Source organism: Massilia sp. FBCC-B171 (assembly GCF_059134155.1).
In genome coordinates, this window is sequence record NZ_CP101443.1 from 1,780,911 (window position 1) to 1,797,501 (window position 16,591).

Genomic DNA, 16,591 nt, shown 5'->3' on the forward strand with positions numbered 1-16,591 from the left:
TGATGTCAAATACTAACGTGGCAAAGAACGTCGTTGTCATCGGCACCCAGTGGGGCGATGAGGGCAAGGGTAAGATCGTCGACTGGTTGACCGATCACGCAGCGGGCGTCGTCCGTTTCCAGGGCGGCCATAACGCCGGCCATACGCTGGTCATCAAGGGCCAGAAAACGGCTCTGCAGCTGATCCCGTCGGGCATCATGCGCGAAGGCGTGGCCTGCTACATCGGCAACGGCGTCGTCGTCTCGGTACCGGACGTGATGCGCGAAATCGACAAGCTGGCAGCCGCCGGCGTCGAAGTCGTCTCGCGCCTGAAAATCTCGGAAGCCTGCCCGGTCATCCTGCCTTACCACGTCGCCATCGACCAGGCCCGTGAAGCCAAGCGCGGCGTCAACAAGATCGGCACCACCGGCAAGGGCATCGGCCCGGCCTACGAAGACAAGGTCGCGCGCCGTGCCATCCGCATCGCCGACATGCTCAACGAAGAGCGCTTCGCCGAAAAACTCAAGGAAAACCTCGAGTACCACAACTTCGTGCTGGTGAACTACCTGGGCGGCGAAGCGATCGACTTCCAGAAGACCTTCGACGACGCGATGGCCCTGGTGCCGCGCCTTCGTCCGATGGTCGGCGACGTGTCGTCGGCGCTGTACGCAGCCCACAAGGCCGGCGGCAGCCTGCTGTTCGAAGGCGCGCAAGGTTCCCTGTTAGATGTCGACCACGGCACCTATCCGTTCGTCACCTCGTCGAACTGCGTGGCGGGCAATGCCGCAGCCGGCGCCGGCGTCGGTCCTGGCATGCTGCACTACATCATGGGCATCACCAAGGCCTACACCACGCGCGTCGGTTCGGGCCCGTTCCCGGCCGAACTGCCGACCGACGCAGGCGTCGGCGAGCACCTCTCGCGCGTCGGCCATGAATTCGGCACCGTGACGGGCCGCGCCCGCCGCTGCGGCTGGTTCGACGCCGCACTGCTGCGCCGCTCGGTCCAGATCAACGGCGTGTCGGGCATGTGCCTGACCAAGCTCGACGTGCTGGACGGCATCGAGACCCTGAAACTGTGCACCGGCTACAAGATCGACGGCCGCGATGTCGACATCTTCCCGGTCGGCGCCGAAGAAGCGGCTCTCTGCGAGCCGGTCTACGAAGAGATGCCTGGCTGGACCGAAACGACGGTCGGCGCCAAGTCGATGGAAGAGCTGCCGGCCAACGCCCGCGCCTACATCAAGCGCATCGAAGAGCTGGTCGGCATCCCGATCGACATGGTCTCGACCGGTCCCGACCGCGAAGAAACCATCGTCCTGCGCCACCCGTTTGCTGCCTGATCCATTATAAAATAGGAATAGCCTGAAATGAACACCCCTGTATCGACCGAGAAGGACCTTTGGGTTTCGTGGGATGAGTACAACCGCCTGGTCGAGCGTCTCGCCCTGCAAGTGTACGAATCGAACTGGAAGTTCGACATGGTGCTGTGCCTGGCGCGCGGCGGCGTGCGTCCGGGCGACGTGATCTCGCGCATCTTCGACGTGCCGCTGGCGATCCTGTCGACCAGCTCCTACCGTGAAGAAGCCGGCACCAAGCAGGGTAACCTCGACATCGCCAAGTACATGACGATGACCAAGGGCCCGCTGGCCGGCCGCATTTTGCTGGTCGACGATCTGGCCGATTCGGGCGTGACGCTGCAGCGCGTGCGCGAGCACCTGACCGAGAACTACGCCGACGTCACCGAAGTCAAGTCGGCCGTCATCTGGGTCAAGGGTACCTCGGCCTTTAAGCCGGACTACCACCTCGAAGACCTGCCGCACAATCCGTGGATCCACCAGCCGTTCGAGGATTACGACGGCCTGCGTCCGCATCAGTTGTCGGCGTGGATGAAGAAGTTCGAGAAGTAATCGCTTCGGCCATCTGCGCCGAATTGCGAAAAGGCCAGGGCGTCCCGACGCTCTGGCCTTTTTTCTTGCCTCCAGCCATTGTGCAACCGCCACCGTGCGAATCGGTTAAGATTGTTCCGCCCGCCGTACGCCGGGGAAAACCAACAACAAAAACCATGACCCAAAGCTTTTTCCAGACCTTCATCCTGCTCATCCTCGTCACTGACCCCTTCGGCAACGTTCCCCTGTTTGCCGCCGCCCTGAAGGACACGCCGGTCCAGCGCCGTCCCCGCATCGTCGTGCGCGAATGCGCGATCGCCTTCTTGCTGCTGCTGGTCTTCATGTTCTTCGGCCAGCACTTCCTGGCCGCCTTGCACCTGAGCCCGGTCGCGCTGCGCATCGGCGGCGCCGTGATCCTGTTGATCATCGCGATCCGCATGATCTTCCCGCATCCCGATGGCGTGCTGGGCCGCAGCGAGCATGGCGGCGAACCCTTCATCGTGCCGCTCGCCATTCCGGCGCTGGCCGGCCCCTCGGCGCTGGCCACCGTGCTGCTGTTCAGCTCGGGTTCTTTGTCCGAAACCATGGTCCATGTGGCCGCGCTGGCGGCTGTCGCCATCGTCTGGCTGATGGTCTTCCTCTCCGCCGAGCGCCTGCAGCAAAAGCTCGGACCCCAAGTAATGACGGCCTTCGAGCGCCTGATGGGCCTGATCCTGACGGCGATGTCGGTCGAAATGCTGCTGGGCGGCATCCGTGAATTCGTGAAGACCCTCTGATATGAGCGATTTGCCCGCATCATCGAACGACACCCACGCAGCCTCGCCGATGTTCCTGAGCGGCGGCGGCGAGGTCGGGGCGCTGATGCGGTCGCACGACTGGTCGCGTTCGCCCTTGGGCGACCCGGCAGGCTGGTCGCAGGCGCTGCGCACGGTCGTCTCGCTCATGCTGGGATCGAAGTTTCCGATGTTCTGCGCCTGGGGCAAGGACCTGGCGTTCCTGTATAACGAACCCTATATTCCGATTCTCGGCGACAAGCATCCGGCAGCGCTGGGGACGCCGTTCCAAGCGGTGTGGTCCGAAATTTGGCAGGACATCTATCCGTTGATCAAGCGCGCGCTGGATGGCGAGGCGACGTATATGGAAAAACTGCCGCTCGTGATGCACCGCCATGGTTACGACGAACAGACCTTCTTCACGTTCTCGTACTCGCCAGTGCGCGACGATACCGGTGAAGTGGCAGGCATGTACTGCGCCTGCGTCGAGGTGACCGAGCAGGTTCAGGCCGAGCGCTACCGCGACGAGGAAAACAAGCGCCTGGTGACCCTGTTCGAGCAGGCGCCGGGGATTATCGCCGTGCTGCGCGGTCCCGAACATGTGTTTGAAATTACGAACAAAAGTTATGTCGAGTTGATTGGTCGCAGCGACCTGATCGGCAAGACCGCGCGCGAGGCCTTGCCGGAGGTCGAAGGGCAGGGCTTCTTCGAGCTGCTCGACCAGGTCTACACCAGCGGCGCACCTTTCGTGGGTCATGCGGTGCCGCTGGATGTGGCCCGGGAGGCGGGGGCGCCGCTCGAACGGCGCTATCTCGACTTTATCTACCAGCCGATCCGCGACGCGGCCGGCGAGGTCGTGGGTATCTTCGTCGAGGGCAGCGACGTCACCGTGCGCAAGCAGGTCGAGGACGAACTGCGCGCCGCGAACCGCCAGAAAGACCAGTTCCTGGCGATGCTGGCGCACGAACTGCGCAACCCGCTGGCGCCGATCACGACCGCGGCCCAGCTCCTGAAACTCGGCACCCTGGACGCCAAGGGCGTGCGCAACGCCAGCGAGATCATTGCGCGCCAGGCCGAGCACATGACCGACCTGGTCAACGATCTGCTCGACGTCTCGCGCGTCACGCGCGGCCTGGTCACGCTGGAGAAGGAAGAGATCGACGTCAACACCGTGGTGGCAGGCGCGCTGGAACAGGTGCGCCCGCTGATCGAGTCGAAGCGCCATTCGCTCACCATGCAACTGTCGGGCGAGCCGGTGCACGTGCTGGGCGACCGCACGCGCCTGGTGCAGGTGCTGTCGAATATCCTGAACAACGCCGCCAAGTACACCCCGGCCGGCGGCCAGATCGTGCTGCGCGTCACCGCCTCCGGCGGCAAGGTGGTGGTGACCGTCAGCGACAACGGCATCGGCATCGAGCCCGACGTGCTGCCGTATATCTTCGAACTGTTCACCCAGGCCGAACGCACGCCGGACCGCTCGCAAGGGGGACTGGGCATTGGTCTGGCCCTGGTAAAAAGCCTGGTCGCGCTGCACGGCGGCACGGTCGACGCCCGCAGCGAGGCGCCGGGACGCGGCAGCGAATTCGACATCTGCCTGCCGCGCCTGGATTCGGCAACACCCCTGCCGGAAGGCGACGAAGGCAGAGTGGCGGCTGTGCATGCCGAGCCGCTGCGGGTGATGGTGGTCGACGACAACCAGGACGCGGCCCAGATGCTGGCCACGCTGCTGGAAGTGCAGGGCCATGCCGTCTCGGTCGAGTACGACGGGCGCGGCGCCCTGCAACGCGCCCGTTTGGAACGGCCGCAGGTCATGCTGCTCGACATCGGCCTGCCCGATACCGACGGCTACGCGCTGGCACGCCAGCTGCGCGCCCTCCCGGAACTGCAGGGCGCGACCCTGGTGGCGCTCACCGGTTACGGCCAGGATGAAGACCGCCGCCGGGCCGAGGAGGCCGGGTTCGACCATCACCTGGTCAAGCCGGCCGACCTGGGGCGGGTAGGCGAAATCCTGGCGCAGGTGCGGCCGCCGATCGGCTGAACCGCTGCGTCTTGTGCGAACGGCGCGATTCGGCAATACTGCCGCACGGCCAGTGCGCCGGCACCATACTCTATAAAGGTAAAACGATGAAACACGTATTCTCGGCCCTTGGTTTGGCCCTGTCCCTGGCCGCAGGCCTTGCCGTCGCCGCCGCGCCTGCCACCAAGGCTGCGCCCGCAGCGAGCGTCCAACAGCTGAAAATCATCGACACCGTCGTTGGCAAGGGCAAGCAGGCAGTTGCCGGCAACACCGTCAAGGTCCACTACACCGGCTGGCTGTACGCGCCGAAAGCGGCCAAGCAGCGCGGCCAGCAATTCGACAGCTCGGTCGGCGGCGAACCGTTCACCTTCCCACTGGGCATGGGCGGCGTCATCAAGGGCTGGGACCAGGGCGTGGCCGGCATGAAGGTCGGCGGCAAGCGCACCCTGATCATTCCGTCGGAACTCGGCTATGGCGCACGCGGCGCCGGCCCGATCCCGCCGGGCGCGACGCTGATGTTCGATGTCGAGCTGCTCGATGTGAAGTAAGACGCCTGCTCTGCGGCGTGATGAAAAAACGGCGCCGTCGGCGCCGTTCGTCTTACTTGCCCAACATCGACACCACGTTGTCCGCCCCCGGCGCCCCAAACGCCTGCTGCTTGAGCACGTGAAGTTGGTCGCGTACCTGGGCCGCTTTTTCGAACTCGAGGTTCTTGGCGTGGTCGACCATGAGCTTCTCGAGTCGCTTGATTTCCTTCGAAATCTGCTTCTCGCTCATTGACTCGACCTTGGCCACCGCTGCCGCTTCTTCCAGGTTTTGCGCGCCTTCGAGCATCGCCTTCTGCGCCGCATTGCTGTAGACGCCGTCGATCATTTCCTTAATCTTCTTCTGCACGCCTACCGGGGTGATGCCGTTCGCTTCGTTGTGAGCGATCTGCTTGGCGCGGCGGCGTTCGGTCTCGTCGATGGCGCGGCGCATCGAATCGGTCACGTGGTCGGCGTACAGGATCGCCACGCCGTTCAGGTTACGCGCCGCGCGGCCGATGGTCTGGATCAGCGAGCGTTCGGAACGCAGGAAACCTTCCTTGTCGGCGTCGAGCACGGCCACCAGCGACACTTCAGGCAAGTCGAGGCCCTCGCGCAGCAGGTTAATGCCGATCAGGACGTCGAAGGTGCCTAGGCGCAGGTCGCGCAGGATTTCGACGCGCTCGACGGTCTCGATATCGCTGTGCAGGTAGCGCACCTTGATGCCGTGGTCGGACAAATATTCCGTCAGCTGTTCCGCCATGCGCTTGGTCAGCGTGGTGATCAGGACGCGCTCGTTCTTTTTGACGCGGTCGTTAATCTCGCTCATCACGTCGTCGACCTGCGACAGGGCAGGCTTCACGATGATGATCGGATCGACCAGGCCGGTCGGGCGCACCACCTGCTCGACGACGTTATCCGCATGCGCCTTCTCGTATTCGGCCGGCGTGGCCGAGACGAAAATCGTCTGGCGCATCTTGCCTTCGAATTCTTCGAATTTCAAAGGCCGGTTATCCAGCGCCGACGGCAGGCGGAAGCCGTAATCGACCAGGTTGGTCTTGCGCGAACGGTCGCCGTTGTACATGGCCGAGAGCTGGCCGACCAGCACGTGCGACTCGTCCATGAACATCAGCGCGTCTTTCGGCAGATAATCGACCAGGGTCGGCGGCGGCTCGCCCGGCATCGCGCCGGACAGGTGGCGCGAATAGTTCTCGATGCCCTTGGTGAAGCCGATCTCGGCCATCATCTCGAGGTCGAAACGGGTACGCTGCTCGAGGCGCTGCTCTTCGATCAGTTTGTTTTGCTGGCGGAATTCCTCGAGGCGGTCCTTCAGCTCGGCCTTGATCGATTCGACTGCGCGCAGCACGGTAGAGCGTGCCGTCACGTAGTGCGAGCCTGGATACACCGTGAAACGCGGGATCTTCTGGCGCACGCGACCGGTCAGCGGGTCGAACAGCTGGAGCGACTCGATTTCGTCGTCGAACATCTCGACGCGGATCGCCAGCTCGGCGTGCTCGGCCGGGAAGATGTCGATCGTGTCGCCGCGCACGCGGAAGGTGCCGCGGCCGAAGTCCATCTCGTTGCGCGTGTACTGCATCTGGATCAGGCGCGCGATGATGTCGCGCTGGGCCACCTTGTCCTTGTGGCGCAGCGTCAGGATCATCTTGTGGTATTCGTTCGGATTACCGATACCGTAAATGGCCGAGACGGTGGCGACAATCACCACGTCGCGCCGTTCCATCAGCGACTTGGTGCACGACAGGCGCATCTGCTCGATGTGCTCGTTGATCGACGAGTCCTTTTCGATGAACAGGTCGCGCTGCGGCACATAGGCTTCCGGCTGGTAGTAATCGTAGTACGACACGAAATACTCGACCGCGTTTTGCGGGAAGAATTCGCGGAACTCCGAATACAGCTGGGCGGCCAGGGTTTTGTTCGGCGCGAACACGATCGCCGGACGGCCGGCCTGGGCGATCACGTTCGCCATCGTGTAGGTTTTACCGGAGCCGGTCACGCCGAGCAGGGTCTGGTACATCAGGCCGTCATTGATGCCTTCAAGCAGGCCGGCGATTGCGGTCGGCTGATCGCCGGCGGGTGCGAAGGGCTGGTGCAGTTTGAATGGCGACCCCGGGTAAGTAATAACCGTAGGTTCAGGGGTATTTGCGATGGATAAATCAGCCATACTTTCAGACCTTTGCTAGAATGGGGATCCGTTTGCGGCACTGCAGCAGAGCTATCGCTGCGGCGTCGCTGTCTATACAACTGCTGCGATCCACCGACAAAATCAGTTTATCACGATGACTTCCACAGCCTCCGCCAGCCTCTTCGGCGCCATCGACATGGCCCCGCGCGACCCTATCCTGGGCATTACCGAAGCATTCAACGCCGATACGAACCCGGCCAAGATCAACCTGGGGGTCGGCGTTTACTACGACGATAATGGCAAGGTGCCTCTGCTGCAGTGCGTGCAGAAGGCGGAAGCGAAGCTGATCGAACAGCTCGCGCCGCGTACCTACCTCCCGATCGAAGGCCTGGCAGCGTACGACAAGGCTGTGCAAGAGCTGGTATTTGGGGCCGGCAGCGCGGTAATTCAAGAGAAACGTGCAGTCACCGTGCAGGCCATCGGCGGCACCGGCGCCCTCAAGATTGGTGCCGATTTCCTCAAACGCTTTTCTCCTGACTCGCAGGTCTTCATCAGCGACCCGAGCTGGGAAAACCACCGCGCGCTGTTCGAAAGCGCCGGTTTCACGGTCAAGAATTACGCCTACTACGACGAAGCCACCCACGGCGTGAACTTCGACGGCATGCTGGCTTCGCTGCGCGCGATGGCGCCCGGTTCGATCGTCGTGCTGCATGCTTGCTGCCACAACCCGACCGGCGCGGATCTGACCCAGGAACAATGGGGCCAGGTGATCGAGGCGGTGCAGGCCGGCGGCCTGATTCCTTTCCTCGACATGGCTTACCAGGGCTTCGGCGCCGGCATCACTGAAGACGGGGCTGTCGTTGCGCGCTTCGTCGAGGCCGGCGGCCCGCTGCTGGTATCGAATTCTTTCTCGAAATCGTTCTCGCTGTATGGCGAGCGCGTTGGCGCCTTGTCGGTTGTCGCATCGAGTGCCGAAGAAGCGGCGCGCCTGCTGTCGCAACTCAAACGCGTGGTGCGCACCAACTACTCGAGCCCGCCGACCCATAGCGGCAAGGTCGTCGCCATGGTCCTGTCGACGCCGGAACTGCGCCAGCTGTGGGAAGAAGAGCTGGCCGCCATGCGCGTGCGCATCAAGCAGATGCGCGAGTCGCTGGTGCAGAAACTTGCCGAGAAAGCAGCTGGGCGCGACTTCGCCTTCGTGCGCGAGCAGGTCGGCATGTTCTCGTATTCGGGCTTGAGCAAAGAGCAGGTCGGCAAGCTGCGCGAGGAATCGATCTATGCCGTCGACACGGGCCGCATCTGCGTTGCCGCCCTGAATTCGAAGAACATCGATCTCGTCGTTGACGCCATCGCCAAAGTCCTCTAAAATCTTGGCTCTTCGCTGCTGAACTTTGTTCTACGGCAAAGAGCAAGTCAATTCCCTGATAGCTCAGTTGGTAGAGCGACGGACTGTTAATCCGCAGGTCCCTGGTTCGAGTCCAGGTCGGGGAGCCAGAATACGAAAGAGAGCGTCGAGCAATCGGCGCTTTTTTTTTCGACTGTATTGTGGCGTTGGGCGTAGGGTGGGCACTCCGTGCCTACGCGGTATGTGTATATCCATTGTCTGCGGCCCTGAACCGTCGTTCGCAAATGTCTGCGCTATGCTTTTCGCTTGTCCATTGTGACCGTTATCGATCCTGCACACTTTTTCTCTGCGCTGTAATTACCACTACCACTGCTCATCGTTCCGCGTGGGCACAGAGTGCCCACCCTACGTTGGTAGAGCGACGGACTGTTAATCCGCAGGTCCCTGGTTCGAGTCCAGGTCGGGGAGCCAGAATACGACAGAGAGCGTCGAGCAATCGGCGCTTTTTTTCGTTTAAAAGACCCTTGCGCAATGCTGTTGAGCAGCTATAATGCCAACCTCAATTCCCTGATAGCTCAGTTGGTAGAGCGACGGACTGTTAATCCGCAGGTCCCTGGTTCGAGTCCAGGTCGGGGAGCCAGAACAGTGTAGTAAGCAAAAGGCCGCGTCGATGACGCGGCCTTTTTCGTATCAAGACATCAGCGCCCGGGTACCGGCTTAACCTTCGAGGCTGCGAGCAAAGCCCGTTCGCGCGCCGTTTCGACATCGCCCGCCGTCGCCAGCGCGACCCCCATGCGCCGGCGCGCAAACGATTCCGGCTTGCCGAACAGGCGGATGTCGGTGTCGGGCACCTGCAAGGCTTCGGCCACGCCCTCGAAGGCAATTCCTTTCGCATCGAGCTGGCCGTAGATCACCGCCGACGCACCCGGCGCGCGCAGCGCCGTGTTGACCGGCAGGCCGAGCACGGCTTTGGCGTGCAGCTCGAATTCGCTCTGCACCTGCGTCGCCATCGTCACCATGCCGGTGTCGTGCGGGCGCGGGCTCACTTCCGAGAACCAGACCATGTCGCCCTTGACGAACAGTTCGACGCCGAACACGCCGTAGCCGCCCAGGTTCCCCGTCACCTTTTCCGCGATCTCGCGCGAACGTTCCAGGGCGAGCGGCGCCATCGGGTGCGGCTGCCAGGATTCGACGTAATCGCCCTGCACCTGCTTGTGGCCGATCGGTTCGCAAAAACTCGTCTGCGTCGCGCCATCGGCGCCGCGCGAGCGTACCGTCAGCAGCGTGATCTCGTAGTCGAAATCGATGAAGCCTTCGGCAATCACGCGTCCGGCATCAACCCGTCCGCCGGCGGCCGCGTAGTCCCAGGCGGCTTGCACGTCGGCCGCGCTGTCGAGTTTCGACTGGCCCTTGCCCGAGGACGACATGACTGGCTTGACCACGCACGGGAAGCCGACGAAGGCACAGGCTTCCTGCAATTCTTCCAGGCTGCTGGCGAAGCGGTAGGGCGAGGTGGCCAGCTGCAGCTCTTCGGCGGCGAGGCGGCGGATGCCTTCGCGGTTCATCGTCAGCTGCGTGGCGCGCGCGGTCGGGATGCAGGTAATGGTGCCGGCCGCTTCGAGTGCGGCCAGGGTGTCGGTGGCGATCGCCTCGATTTCGGGGATCACGAGGTCCGGCTTTTCGCGCTCGATCAGGGCAGCGAGGGCCGCGCCGTCGGTCATGTCGATCACGTGCGCGCGGTGTGCCACCTGGTGGCCCGGCGCGTTCGGGTAGCGGTCGACGGCGATGACTTCGACGCCGAGGCGCTGCAGGGAGATGATGACTTCCTTGCCGAGTTCGCCGGAGCCGAGCAGCATGACGCGCGTGGCCGAGGGGGAGAGGGGAGTGCCGAGGATGCGGGAGACTGTCATGAGGATATCGATGCCGATGAAAGTTAAAAGGGGCGTGCAGCAAGGTGCTGCGACTATAGCAAAGGCGCGCGAAGCCGGTGCGGCGGGGGCGAAAAGCGGGGAGCCGGAAATACCGAAGCAATCGTGAAAAGGCCGCGTTCGTCGCGCGGCCTTTTCGTTATCTGGCTTTGCCGGGATCGACCGGCGTCCAGCCCGGCCCGGGATCGTATTCCTGCATCTTCAGCGCCCTGGTCTGGGTAGTGGGTCCGAGATCGCGTTGATGGATCTTGCCGTCCTGGTTGACGATGAAGCTCATGATGCCGGAGTTGCCATACCTTGCCGGATAGGCGAGGACCGCGAACCCGCCGATGGCCCTGCCGCCGACCACGTAGTCCTGCGCGCCGGACGCTGCATGCTTGCCCTGGCGCGGGAGGAGGCGGTAGTAATAGCCGTGGTACGGCGTCGGCTTCGCGCCGCCGGCCTGGAAGCCTTCGCTGGACGCCTTGGCCAGCAGTTCGCCGGCGGGGCTCGGCGGCTGCCCCGGCTCGACCGGCCAATACAGGCCGTCCTTCTGGCCTGGGCTGCTGACGAATTTCTGCGCATAGGAGACGACCCCGTCGCCATTGCGGTCCGCGGAGGCGTAGTCCAGTTGCGCGTCGACGATGGCTTGCAGCACCTTGATCGCGTTGAGCTCATTTTCGCCGATGCGGCGCGCCAGCATCTCCACTTTGCCGGTCGCCGTGTCGAAGCGCCAGCGCTTGCCGTCGCGGACAATCGGAAAGGCGAAGGGAAAATCGTCGGCGCCCAGCGTCAGCGTGGCCTTGCCGTCTTTCGTGACCAATTCGTGCTTGGCATCGTAGGCGCTGATGAAGCGGTCGACGGCGGCGCGGTCGGCATTGGGGTCGCCCGACGAGATCCAGGACGAGGCATCCTTGCCCAGTACCGCGAGCGTCGCCTCGCGATCGTTCGCCTTGAGCGCCTGCACCAGGGCCGTCGCCGCCTCCTCGGGCGAGGCGAAGTTGCGCTGTGCGCCTGCGGCGACGGCGCCTGCGGCAATCATAAGGCTTGCGCACAGTACCAGCAGGGCGCCCCGCAGCGCGCCGATTGCCGTGTCAAGCCAGCGGCCATCGCTCATAGTCAGCCTCCGTTGTGCCCACATCGACCGGATGATCTTCAACGCCCGCCGCGCCCGCCGCGGCCGCCACGCATCCCGCCACCGCCACGCATGCCGCCACCGAAGTTGCCCGACGAGCGCGCCGCGCTCATGCTCGACCCGCCCCGGCTGCTGAAATCGCGCGCCTGCCCGCCGCGCCCGGTATCGAAGGCGGAGGAATTGCGCATGCCCGTATCGCGCAGGCCGGTGTTGCGGTCGCCGAAGCCGCTGCTGCCAAGGCTGTCGCTGCCGCCGGCGCTGCGGTCGCCCACACCGGCGCCGCGGTTGCCGATGCCATCGTTGCGGCCTCCGACGCCGTCGCGCCCTCCGACGCCGTCACGTCCTCCAAGGCCGTCGCGTCCTCCAGCGCCGTCACGCCCGCCGACGCCATCGCGCCTGCCCAAGTCGGCCTGGGATACCTCGCCACGCTGGATTGCGCTGCGGCCGGCGTCAGCCCGGCCGCGGAATTGTTCCCGGGCCGCGGCGTCGGCTGTCGAGCGCCCACGCCCGTATTGCTGGGCTACACCGCGGTCACGGTAGGGGACCGCGCCGCGATGCGCGGCATTGTGCGACCAGTTGCGGTTCGAGACATTGGTGCGATTGAACGAGTTGTAGCGGTTGGTATTGATATTCACGTCGCCGTGGCCCCAGTCGCAGTCGCCCCACAGGGCCGCCCCGACGGCCGCGCCGGCGGCGAAAGTAAACAGCGCGGCGCCCGCGGTATAGCCGGGCGGATAGTAGTAATAAGGGGGATAGGCGGCATACGGCCAGGCGCCGTAGACGACCGTCGGATTGTAGGTCGGGACGTAAACGACTTCCGGATTGGTCGGCACGATCTGGATGACGGTTTTCGATTCCACCTGTTCGGTGATCACCCTTTGCTGCTCGGTGTCCTTGAGCGTGCCCGCCGCCGCCGCCCGGTTGCGCAGGGTCTGGGCCGCGGCCAGCACGTCCTTTTGCTGCGCAAGAAACGCGTCGCCAAGCTTCTGGGTCCAGTCAATCTTCTCGCTCATCATCGTCAGCACTTGCGGAAAGACGGCGAGCGACTTGACGCTCGGATCCCAGGGCTGCCCCTGCAGCGCATCCTCGAGCGCCTTGCCCTTCAGGCTGGCATTCGCCTTGACCCAGCGGTCTGCCGCAACGACTTCCAGCGGATAGGTCGAGGCCATGAGGATCTGCGTGAACAAGGCGTCGGGATGCAGCGCGATCGGGGCGACCAGCTGCTCGAGCTCCTGCTGGGAAAATGTCTGGCCACCGGCTGGATTGGGCGCGGGTGCGGCGGACGCTTGCGCCGCCGGCGGCGGCGATGCTGCCTGCCCCTGTTGCGGCGACGCCGGAGACGATGAGCACGCCGTCAACACAAGGCTGAGTCCCGTTGTGGACAGGAAAATTCCGGTCTTCATCGCGTCCTCGCCTTGTGGAGAAGTCAATCTTTACTCATTCTAGGAAGGTAAAGTGCGCATGGTTTGATCTCTCTCAAATCGTCACCCGTCAGTTCGATCCGGTGGGCGCGGTGAAATTTGCGTACAGGACTCGCCAAACAGGGAACGGCCCGCTATAATGTTGCCTCAATTCCCTGATAGCTCAGTTGGTAGAGCGACGGACTGTTAATCCGCAGGTCCCTGGTTCGAGTCCAGGTCGGGGAGCCAGAATAGAGAAAAAGGCCGCGTCGATGACGCGGCTTTTTTCGTTCCGGGTGCAGCACCGTGGTCATTGAAAGACTGCTACGATCGGTTTTTCTGTCCACAGGTGCCCCCATGACCCGACCCTTCAAGATCGCCGCCATTGCCGGCGATGGCATCGGCAAGGAAGTCCTGCCCGAAGGCCTGAAAGTCCTCGCCGCCGCCGCGAAGCGCTTCAACATCGACCTCGAGGTCACCCACTTCGAGTGGGCCAGCTGCGACTACTACCTGAAAACCGGCGACATGATGCCGCCCGACTGGAAAGCCCAGCTCTCCGGCATGGACGCGATTTATTTTGGCGCGGTCGGCTGGCCTGCCACGGTGCCGGACCACATTTCGCTGTGGGGCTCGCTGCTGAAGTTCCGGCGCGAGTTCGACCAGTACATCAACCTGCGCCCGGTGCGCCTGTTCGAAGGCGTGCCGTGCCCGCTGGCCAACCGCAAGCCGGGCGACATCGATTTTTATGTGGTGCGCGAAAACACCGAGGGCGAATACACGAACCTGGGCGGCATCATGTTCGCCGGGACCGAGCGCGAAATCGTGATCCAGGAATCGGTGTTCAGCCGCCACGGGACCGACCGCGTGCTGAAATACGCCTTCGAGCTGGCGCAGTCGCGCCAGCGCAAGCACCTGACGGTGGCGACCAAGTCGAACGGCATCGCGATCAGCATGCCGTGGTGGGACGGGCGGGCCGATGCCATGGCCGAGGGCTATCCCGGCATCACGGTCGACAAGCAGCACATCGACATCCTCACCGCGCGCTTCGTGCTGCAGCCGCAGCGCTTCGACGTGGTGGTGGCCTCGAACCTGTTCGGCGACATTCTCTCGGACCTGGGGCCGGCCTGCACCGGCACGATTGGCCTGGCGCCGTCCGGCAACCTCAATCCGGAGCGCAAGTTTCCCTCGCTGTTCGAGCCGGTGCATGGGTCGGCGCCGGATATCGCGGGCAAGGGGATTGCCAATCCCATCGCGATGATCTGGTCGGGGGCGATGATGCTGGGCTTCCTTGCCGATGCACCGGATGCGCCGGCGGGGTGCCGGGCGGCGCATGATGCGATTCTGGGGGCGATCGAGCAGGTGCTGCGCGATGGGCCGCGGACGGGGGATTTGGGTGGTGCGGCAACGACCGTCGAGATTGGTGATGCGATTGCGGGCCTGATCGGGTAGGGTGCGGTATAACGCATCCCAATCGAGATGCGTTTCGACCCGCACATGCCGCACCGCGTGGGCACAAGTGCCCACCCTACATTATGCGGGCACCGTTTCTCGTTTGATGGCCAGGTCCACGCCTTCCCGCGCCAGCGGTGACAACTTGTCAAACCACGGCGCAACCTGTTCCAGCTGGTGTGCCAGCTGCAGCAGCAGGTCCTCGCTCCCGAAGCGCCCGACGAATTGCACGCCGAGCGGCAAGCCCTCCGCCGTCCAATGCAGCGGCACCGACATCGCCGGCACCCCGGTGAGGTTGGCGAGCTGGGTGAACGGTACATAGCGCAGGTTGTCGCGCGCGATCTTGTTGACGGTGCTGTCGAGCAAACCGGCGCGTGCCAGCAGGCCGAGCAGGCCGCTGCGCTGCAGCAGGTCGAGCACGAACTGTTCGCCGCGCGGCGGGTCGCCCTGGCCGTGGCGGATCGGCGGATGGGCCAGGGTCGGTGTCAGCAGCAGGTCGTAGCGCGCATGAAAGCGCGCCAGGGCGCGCGCAAAATCGTTCCACTTTGCCAGCTGGGTCGTGAGGCGCCCGGCCGATACGCTGCCGCCGAGCGTGACCAGCAAGCGGCTCATCAATTCGACGTCGCCGGCACGCGCACCGAGTGCGCGGCCGCGTTCCACCAGCGCCGGCACCTGGCCGAAATATATGTGCAGGAAACTTTCGGCCAGCGCCGCGCCGTCGATGTCGGGCGCGGCTTCCTCGACCTCGTGGCCGAGCCCGCGCAGCAGTTCCACGGTCTTGTGGACGGCCGCTACCGCTTCCGGATGGACCTCGGTGCCGATTGGCGACACGGCGGAAAACCCGATGCGCAGCTTGCCCGGATCGCGCCGCATCAGTGCGCGGTAGGTGTCGGCAGGCGGGGCGACGTCGAAGGGATCGCCCGGTTCGCGTCCGGCCAGGATATCGAGCGCGAGGGCCGAATCGCGCACGCTGCGCGAGAGCACGCCCTCGCTCGAGGCGCCGAACCAGACTTCGCCGATGGCCGGCCCCGAGGACACCCGGCCGCGCGAGGCGCGCAGGCCGAACAGGCCGCAGCAGGCGGCCGGGATGCGCAGCGAGCCGCCGCCGTCGTTGCCCGCTGCCATGGGCACGATGCCGGCCGCGACCGCCGCCGCCGCACCGCCACTCGAGCCGCCCGGCGTGTGGTCCAGATGCCAAGGATTGCTGGCGCGCCCATACAGCGCCGAGTCGGAGACGGCTTTCAGGGCGAACTCGGGGAGGTTGGTCTTGCCGAAGATGACGAGCCCGGCTTCCAGGTAACGCCGTACCACCGCAGCGTGCTCGGTCGGCACGTAATTGCGCATCGAGCGGCTGCCGAAGCTGGTCGGCACGCCTGCGTAATCCTGCACGCAATCCTTGATCAGGAAGGGTACGCCCGTGAGTGGGCCAGGGACCGGACGCGCCAGTTGCTGGCGCGCCTGGGGCTCGAGCAGCCGGCACACGGCATTGATGCGGCCGTGCACCTGGGCGTTGCGGGCCAGCGCCAGGTCGAGCAGCTCGGCGCTGGTGGTGTCGCCACTGGCCACAAGGGCGGCGAGGGCGGTGGCGTCGCGTTGTACGTAGTCGGAAAAATCCATGGGCATCCCTCAAAGGGTATAGCCCTACATGAAATAGTTTTAAATCAACATTGTCAAGTTAAAATCAAATCCGTCATTTCCGCCGCTTCTTGTCGTTCGAGGTATAGGTGCGCGTATAGAAGTCCGGCGGCTTCTTCGCGACCCAGTCGATGAAGGCGCGGATCTCGGCGTGGCCGCGCAGGGCCTCCCAGGTATGGTAGCTGCGCAGCAGCTCGCGCTCGGTGAAGGCCGAGTGGATTTTACGGTGGCAGATCTTGTGGATAGCGAACTGTTCCTTGCCTTTGAAGGTTTTCGGCACCAGGTGGTGGCGGTCGATGTTGACGGTTCCCAGTTCGCGGCCGCAGAGCGGGCAAGAGTGGTCTGGCACGTGGTCCTCGCATGGCGAAAAAAGCCTGTCGGTTGCAGATGGAGGCGAA

Annotated in this window: 13 protein-coding genes and 3 tRNA genes; 10 read left to right on the forward strand and 6 right to left on the reverse strand. The window is 64.1% G+C overall.

The features are described 5' to 3' along the window. The first annotated feature begins 2 nt into the window (after positions 1 to 2). The 5 genes from NMB41_RS08050 to NMB41_RS08070 all read left to right on the forward strand — a co-directional run bounded on the left by NMB41_RS08050 (position 3) and on the right by NMB41_RS08070 (position 5,203). Entirely contained in the window at positions 3 to 1,319 is a 1,317-nt protein-coding gene (locus tag NMB41_RS08050) for an adenylosuccinate synthase (protein WP_494381947.1), read from the forward strand. A 27-nt stretch (positions 1,320 to 1,346) separates the two neighbouring features. Then, positions 1,347 to 1,886, forward strand: a complete 540-nt coding sequence (locus NMB41_RS08055) for a phosphoribosyltransferase (RefSeq protein ID WP_494381948.1) — start codon at positions 1,347 to 1,349, stop codon at positions 1,884 to 1,886. A 155-nt stretch (positions 1,887 to 2,041) separates the two neighbouring features. After that, positions 2,042 to 2,641, forward strand: a complete 600-nt coding sequence (locus NMB41_RS08060; protein WP_494381949.1) for a MarC family protein — start codon at positions 2,042 to 2,044, stop codon at positions 2,639 to 2,641. A gap of 1 nt (position 2,642) precedes the next feature. After that, positions 2,643 to 4,676 carry a hybrid sensor histidine kinase/response regulator gene (locus tag NMB41_RS08065; RefSeq protein WP_494381950.1) on the forward strand — a complete coding sequence of 678 codons (2,034 nt, stop codon included), beginning with the start codon at positions 2,643 to 2,645 and terminating at the stop codon, positions 4,674 to 4,676. 86 nt (positions 4,677 to 4,762) lie between these two features. Next, positions 4,763 to 5,203, forward strand: a complete 441-nt coding sequence (locus NMB41_RS08070; protein WP_494381951.1) for an FKBP-type peptidyl-prolyl cis-trans isomerase — start codon at positions 4,763 to 4,765, stop codon at positions 5,201 to 5,203. 52 nt (positions 5,204 to 5,255) lie between these two features. Here the strand turns inward: NMB41_RS08070 and uvrB are convergent, their stop codons facing one another. Beyond that, the gene (gene uvrB, locus NMB41_RS08075) at positions 5,256 to 7,361 is read right to left on the reverse strand and encodes an excinuclease ABC subunit UvrB (RefSeq protein WP_494381952.1); all 2,106 of its coding nucleotides are present in this window, start codon (positions 7,359 to 7,361) and stop codon (positions 5,256 to 5,258) included. A 115-nt stretch (positions 7,362 to 7,476) separates the two neighbouring features. On the opposite strand from uvrB, the gene NMB41_RS08080 reads away from it, so the two are divergent. The 3 genes from NMB41_RS08080 to NMB41_RS08090 all read left to right on the forward strand — a co-directional run bounded on the left by NMB41_RS08080 (position 7,477) and on the right by NMB41_RS08090 (position 9,307). Then, positions 7,477 to 8,688 (forward strand): amino acid aminotransferase, encoded by a 1,212-nt coding sequence (locus tag NMB41_RS08080; RefSeq protein ID WP_494381953.1) that lies wholly within the window; start codon positions 7,477 to 7,479, stop codon positions 8,686 to 8,688. Positions 8,689 to 8,740: 52 nt separating this feature from the next. Continuing rightward, positions 8,741 to 8,816, forward strand: a tRNA-Asn gene (locus NMB41_RS08085). Positions 8,817 to 9,231: 415 nt separating this feature from the next. Beyond that, a tRNA-Asn gene (locus NMB41_RS08090) sits at positions 9,232 to 9,307 on the forward strand. Between the two features lie 58 nt (positions 9,308 to 9,365). On the opposite strand, the gene purT is transcribed toward NMB41_RS08090, so the two are convergent. The 3 genes from purT to NMB41_RS08105 form a co-directional block, all read right to left on the reverse strand. Next, entirely contained in the window at positions 9,366 to 10,577 is a 1,212-nt protein-coding gene (purT, locus tag NMB41_RS08095; protein WP_494381954.1) for a formate-dependent phosphoribosylglycinamide formyltransferase, read from the reverse strand. A 157-nt stretch (positions 10,578 to 10,734) separates the two neighbouring features. Then, entirely contained in the window at positions 10,735 to 11,616 is an 882-nt protein-coding gene (locus tag NMB41_RS08100) for a DUF2950 domain-containing protein (RefSeq protein WP_494381955.1), read from the reverse strand. Positions 11,617 to 11,729: 113 nt separating this feature from the next. After that, positions 11,730 to 13,139, reverse strand: a complete 1,410-nt coding sequence (locus tag NMB41_RS08105; protein ID WP_494381956.1) for a DUF3300 domain-containing protein — start codon at positions 13,137 to 13,139, stop codon at positions 11,730 to 11,732. Positions 13,140 to 13,282: 143 nt separating this feature from the next. Here NMB41_RS08105 and NMB41_RS08110 point away from each other — a divergent pair. Together NMB41_RS08110 and NMB41_RS08115 are read left to right on the forward strand one after the other, a co-directional pair. Then, positions 13,283 to 13,358, forward strand: a tRNA-Asn gene (locus NMB41_RS08110). 108 nt (positions 13,359 to 13,466) lie between these two features. Next, a complete protein-coding gene (locus NMB41_RS08115) occupies positions 13,467 to 14,558 on the forward strand; it encodes a tartrate dehydrogenase (RefSeq protein ID WP_494381957.1) in 1,092 nt (363 codons plus the stop codon). Positions 14,559 to 14,639: 81 nt separating this feature from the next. Here NMB41_RS08115 and NMB41_RS08120 read toward each other — a convergent pair whose 3' ends face one another. Further along, a complete protein-coding gene (locus NMB41_RS08120) occupies positions 14,640 to 16,175 on the reverse strand; it encodes an amidase (RefSeq protein WP_494381958.1) in 1,536 nt (511 codons plus the stop codon). A gap of 73 nt (positions 16,176 to 16,248) precedes the next feature. Beyond that, a complete protein-coding gene (locus NMB41_RS08125; RefSeq protein WP_494381959.1) occupies positions 16,249 to 16,542 on the reverse strand; it encodes a hypothetical protein in 294 nt (97 codons plus the stop codon). Between the last annotated feature and the right edge of the window lie 49 nt (positions 16,543 to 16,591).

Excerpts from the sequence above, each read along its gene's own strand:
- purT (WP_494381954.1), bottom strand. The coding sequence starts at position 10,577 with ATGACAGTCTCCCGCATCCTCGGCACTCCCCTCTCCCCCTCGGCCACG.
- NMB41_RS08055 (WP_494381948.1), top strand. The coding sequence starts at position 1,347 with ATGAACACCCCTGTATCGACCGAGAAGGACCTTTGGGTTTCGTGGGAT.
- NMB41_RS08065 (WP_494381950.1), top strand. The coding sequence starts at position 2,643 with ATGAGCGATTTGCCCGCATCATCGAACGACACCCACGCAGCCTCGCCG.
- NMB41_RS08050 (WP_494381947.1), top strand. The coding sequence starts at position 3 with ATGTCAAATACTAACGTGGCAAAGAACGTCGTTGTCATCGGCACCCAG.
- NMB41_RS08115 (WP_494381957.1), top strand. The coding sequence starts at position 13,467 with ATGACCCGACCCTTCAAGATCGCCGCCATTGCCGGCGATGGCATCGGC.
- NMB41_RS08120 (WP_494381958.1), bottom strand. The coding sequence starts at position 16,175 with ATGGATTTTTCCGACTACGTACAACGCGACGCCACCGCCCTCGCCGCC.
- NMB41_RS08080 (WP_494381953.1), top strand. The coding sequence starts at position 7,477 with ATGACTTCCACAGCCTCCGCCAGCCTCTTCGGCGCCATCGACATGGCC.
- uvrB (WP_494381952.1), bottom strand. The coding sequence starts at position 7,361 with ATGGCTGATTTATCCATCGCAAATACCCCTGAACCTACGGTTATTACT.
- NMB41_RS08100 (WP_494381955.1), bottom strand. The coding sequence starts at position 11,616 with ATGATTGCCGCAGGCGCCGTCGCCGCAGGCGCACAGCGCAACTTCGCC.
- NMB41_RS08070 (WP_494381951.1), top strand. The coding sequence starts at position 4,763 with ATGAAACACGTATTCTCGGCCCTTGGTTTGGCCCTGTCCCTGGCCGCA.
- NMB41_RS08060 (WP_494381949.1), top strand. The coding sequence starts at position 2,042 with ATGACCCAAAGCTTTTTCCAGACCTTCATCCTGCTCATCCTCGTCACT.